The organism is Delftia sp. ZNC0008, assembly GCF_000799035.1.
GTDB lineage: Bacteria > Pseudomonadota > Gammaproteobacteria > Burkholderiales > Burkholderiaceae_C > Comamonas > Comamonas tsuruhatensis.
The window spans coordinates 1-4,391 of sequence record NZ_JTKZ01000961.1 but is presented as its reverse complement, the minus strand read 5'-3'; the positions used below and the strand labels follow the sequence as shown (position 1 = coordinate 4,391).

3 protein-coding genes and 1 pseudogene are annotated in these 4,391 nt (G+C 71.3%); 2 read left to right on the top strand and 2 right to left on the bottom strand.

What is annotated here, in order from left to right; genetic code table 11:
• Positions 1–305 (bottom strand): annotated as a pseudogene (gene eno, locus L995_RS30895) (phosphopyruvate hydratase); the annotation flags it as partial.
• 105 nt (positions 306–410) lie between these two features.
• Between eno and L995_RS30890 the strand changes: the two are divergent.
• A complete protein-coding gene (locus L995_RS30890) occupies positions 411–1,328 on the top strand; it encodes a LysR substrate-binding domain-containing protein (RefSeq protein ID WP_047475301.1) in 918 nt (305 codons plus the stop codon).
• Positions 1,329–1,338: 10 nt separating this feature from the next.
• Here L995_RS30890 and L995_RS30885 read toward each other — a convergent pair whose 3' ends face one another.
• A complete protein-coding gene (locus tag L995_RS30885) occupies positions 1,339–2,505 on the bottom strand; it encodes a helix-turn-helix domain-containing protein (RefSeq protein ID WP_231574576.1) in 1,167 nt (388 codons plus the stop codon).
• Between the two features lie 125 nt (positions 2,506–2,630).
• Between L995_RS30885 and L995_RS30880 the strand changes: the two genes are divergently transcribed.
• The coding region (locus tag L995_RS30880; RefSeq protein ID WP_047475297.1) for a TonB-dependent receptor domain-containing protein at positions 2,631–4,391 on the top strand (1,761 nt) is incomplete at its 3' end.

Sequence of the window (4,391 nt, the reverse complement as noted above, 5' to 3'; positions counted from 1 at the left end):
CCGCGTGGCGTGCCGTCCAGCGCCATCATGGCCGTGTCGATGCGGCCCTGGGCGTCGGCCTGCATGCCGCGCAGCAGATCGCGCAGCTCGGTGTTGACGGCCTGCACCGCCCCCAGCACGCCCTTGCCCAGGTGGCGCGAGGCATCGCCGTCGCGCCGCTCCAGCGCCTCATGCCGCCCCGTGGAGGCGCCCGAGGGCACCAGGGCCAGGCCGCGTGCGCCGTCCTCCAGCTCGACCTCGACCTCCACGGTGGGATGGCCCCGGCTGTCCAGCGCCTCATGGGCCGCGATATCGGTGATCTGCATGGAAACTCCTTTTCGTCAAGAAATTGAACTGTGCAAAGGAGCTGGCAAGCCTGCACAACTCCAATGAACAGGCCTTCATGCTAGAAATCACGGCGATGCGGGACAATGCAGTTTTTCTGCCCATGCGTCAGTTTTTCTGACGAATTGATTGCCATGAGACAACTGCCGCCGCTGGCCGCCCTGCGCGCCTTCGAGGCCATTGCCCGCACCGGCTCGGTGACCCGCGCGGCCGAGGAACTGTGCCGCAGCCACGGCGCCATCAGCCGCCACCTGCGCCTGCTGCAGGAGCACGCGGGCGCGGCGCTGTTCGAGAAAGAAGGCACGGGCCTGCGCCTGACCGAGGCCGGCGCCGTCTTCCATGCCTCGGTGCGCACGGCCTTCGACCATCTGGAGGCCGCCTATGCCCAGCTGGCGCGCGACGCCCAGGCACCGGGGCTGCATGTAGCCTGCAGCGCCACCTTTGCCATGCGCTGGCTGGTGCCGCAGCTGGCGGTGTTCTACCGCAGCCACTCACATATCCGCATCCGCCTGTCCATGACCTCGGCGCGCGAGATGCGCAATGAAGGCGCCGACCTGATCATTGCCTGGGACCTGTCCACCTACGGCGAGGCAGACCGCCGCCGCGCCATCGAACTGGCGCCCGTGCACTTCGGCGCAGTCTGCACGCCGGCCTATGCCCGGCGCCGGCCCGCCAACCGCGCGCGCATTGCACATGAGTACACGGCCAGCGCCTGGAACCAGTGGGAAGCCCTGACGGGCCAGCCCGTGGCCCTGGGCGAGACGCTGGCGTTCCCGCACACCCACCTGTGCATAGAGGCAGCACTGTCGGGCCTGGGCGTTGCCCTCGTGGAGCAGCGGCTGATCGCACGCGAGCTCCAGGAGGGGCTGCTGGTGGCGCCCCATGGCTTCGTGCCCTTCGAGGGCGGCCTGCGCGCCGTGCCAGCTGCAGGGCGTGCGCTGCCGGCCCAGGCAGGGGTCTTCATCGAATGGATGCGCGGCGCACTGGCCGCCATGCCGGCATAGGCCAGACGGCCTAGGCCCTGCCCCATTCGCGCAGGCGCCGGTACAGCAGCCCGCGCGAGACGCCCAGCATGCGGGCGGCCTGCGAGATATTGCCCTGGCAGCGGGCCAGGGCCTGCTCGATCAGCTCGCGGCTGGCCTCGCCCAGGGAGGACGGTGCCTCGGACGGCGCCTCGGCGGGCTGCGGCAGGGCCTCGATGGCCGGCAGCACCTCCTCGACCTGGGAAGATGCCTCATCCAGCTGCACCTGCATCCACAGCGTCAGCCCCGTGGGCAGCATCTGCGGGCGGGCCTGGCCGTGGTGGGCCAGCTCCAGCAACTGGTTCAGGCCCAGGCCGAAGACTTCCTCTGCCGCCAGCCCCTCGGCGGGCCGGCGCGGGCAGTCGAACAACTGGGCACCCACGCCGTTGAACCAGCGCACCATGCCGCCGCCATCCACGGCGGCCAGCCCTTCCAGCGGTGTGCCGAACATGCTGCGGCTGGACTGGAAGCGCAGCAGCAGGTGCATGCGGGCGGCGCCCACCAGCAGCCGGTTCTCGATGCAGGTGGCGTACATGTGGGCCATGGCGCCCGCATCGAAGCGAAAGGGGCCCGCCTCGCTGCTCAGGTCCAGCATGGCCACGGTGCGCCCGCTGGCGTCGCGCACGGGCGCGGCCGCGCAGTGCAGCGAGGCCAGGCAGCGAAAGAAATGCTCGCCGCCACGCACATGGCAGACCTCGCCCGTGCGCACGGCCACGCCGGGTGCGCCCGTGCCCACGGCATCCTCGGCAATGTTCACGCCCACGCGAGCCGCAGTGAGCAGCAGCGGGCCGTCGCCCGGCGTCGGGCGCGAGGCGATCAGCACCACGCCCTCGCTGCAGGTGAGCATGGCGCGCGCCTGGCTGCCCGCGATCACGGTTTCGAGTTCGGCGATGGGGTCGCGCGCCGCCTCGATCAGCGCGCGGTTGTGGGTCAGCAAGGTGGCCGTGCGGATCTTGCTGACCGGGTCGAAGCTGATCTTCTCGTCGGGGCTGCGGCTGGCGCCCAGGCAGCGTATCCAGGACTGCAGCACGGGCTCGGACACCAGGCCCGATGGGCGCTCGCCGCGCTCGAAATAGCGCTCGCGCGCCAGGGCCACCCGGTCCTGGCGCGAGGCATAGAAGGGATTGGAGGGCAGTGGGGCGGGAGGCGGCTGTTGCATGACGGACATCAAAACTGCCGCGATTGTTGTTCCGCCACGGCACAGGACAGCACTAGGGAAATCACCCGTGTTGGAGCGGATTGCCGGGCTCGGTAACCTCGGGCATCGCCACAGGCCCGCCCGCAATGACACGCTCCCCACACAGCACAAGACACCCCCGGCCCGCCCTGCCCACCCTGGGCGCCGCACTGGCCTGCACGCTGCACGCCCTGCACGCGCTACCCGCCCACGCGGCGGACGCAGCGCAGGACTCCAGCGAGGCCCTGCTCGCCCCCGTGGTCATCACGGCCAGCCAGCCCGGCGCCGGCCCCGACCTGTGGCGCGCAACGGCCGCCATCGATAGCGTGGACGGCACGGTGCTGCGCGAGGGGCAGATGCAGGTCAACCTGTCCGAGAGCCTGGCGCGCGTGCCGGGCCTGGTGGTGCTGAACCGCCAGAACTTCGCCCAGGACCTGCAGATCTCGGTGCGCGGCTTCGGTGCGCGCTCCACCTTTGGCGTGCGCGGCCTGCGCCTGTACGTGGACGGCATCCCGGCCGGCGCGCCCGATGGCCAGGGCCAGGCCGCCAACTTCACGCTGGGCAACGCCGCGCGCCTGGACGTGGTGCGCGGCCCGGCCGCCGTGCTCTACGGCAACAGCGCAGGCGGTGCGCTGCTGCTGTACACCGAAGATGGCGAGGAACCGGGCCTGTGGCGCAGCGGCATGGCCATGGGGCCGGACGGGCTGTGGCGGCTGTCCACCCAGCTGCGCGGCACGATCGGGGGCGGAAAGCCGGACCAGGCGGATGGCAGCTCCGCCCCCTGGCGCTATGCCATCCACATCGAGCGCTTCGCCACCGACGGCATGCGCCCCCAGTCGGCCGCCGACCGCAGCACGGCCCACATGAAGCTGTCACGCAAGCAGGGCGACGACCAGTGGCTGCTGCAGTACCAGGAGCAGCGCGCCAGCGCCCAGGACCCGCTGGGCCTGACACGCGCCGAGTTCGAGGCCGACCCCGGCCAGACCACGGCCAGCGCGCTGCGCTTCAATACGCGCAAAAGCGTGCGCCAGCGCCAGTTGGGCGCCGCCTGGCAGCACCAGTTCGGCGCGGGCCAGCGCCTGGAACTCATGGCCTATGCGGGCACGCGCTCCGTGCTGCAGTACCAGTCCATTCCCGTGGCCACGCAGGCGCCGCCCTCGCATTCAGGCGGCGTGATCGACCTGGACCGCGACTACGCGGGCATGAACCTGCGCTGGCGCAGCACCCATGAGGACGTGGCCGGCGGCCGGCTGGACTGGTCGGCGGGCCTGGCCTACGACTGGCAGGGCGAGACCCGGCGCGGCTACGAGAACTTCATCGGCAGCCAGCTCGGCGTGCAGGGCCGGCTGCGCCGCGACGAACGCAACCAGGCGCGCTCCGCCGACCCCTATCTGCAGGCCGAATGGAGCACGCAGAGCCTGGGCCTGAGCGCCGGCCTGCGCCAGGCGCGCGTGCGCTTCCGGTCCGAGGACCACTACATCACAGCCGGCAATGGCGACGACAGCGGCAGCATGGCCTGGCGCGGCTGGCTGCCCTCGCTGGGCCTGCGCGTGAACCTGCTGCCGGAGCTGGTGGCCCACGCATCGGCGGGCCGGGGCATGGAGACGCCCACGCTCAACGAAGTGGCCTACCGGCCCGGTGGCCAAAATGGCATGAACAGCGGCCTGAACACCGGCCTGGCCGCCAGCGCCCACAACACCGTCGAGGTCGGCCTGCGCGGGCGCCATGGCAACGCGGGCTGGAACCTCACGCTGTTCGAGACCCATACCCAGCGCGAACTCACCGTACTGTCCAACACGGGAGGGCGCGCCACCTACCAGAACGCAGGCCGCACGCTGCGCCGGGGGCTGGAATTCTCGGGCAACGCG

Bases quoted from the DNA above. Each gene is read 5' to 3' on its own strand.
- L995_RS30885 (WP_231574576.1), bottom strand. From the start codon at position 2,505: ATGCAACAGCCGCCTCCCGCCCCACTGCCCTCCAATCCCTTCTATGCC.
- L995_RS30890 (WP_047475301.1), top strand. From the start codon at position 411: ATGCAGTTTTTCTGCCCATGCGTCAGTTTTTCTGACGAATTGATTGCC.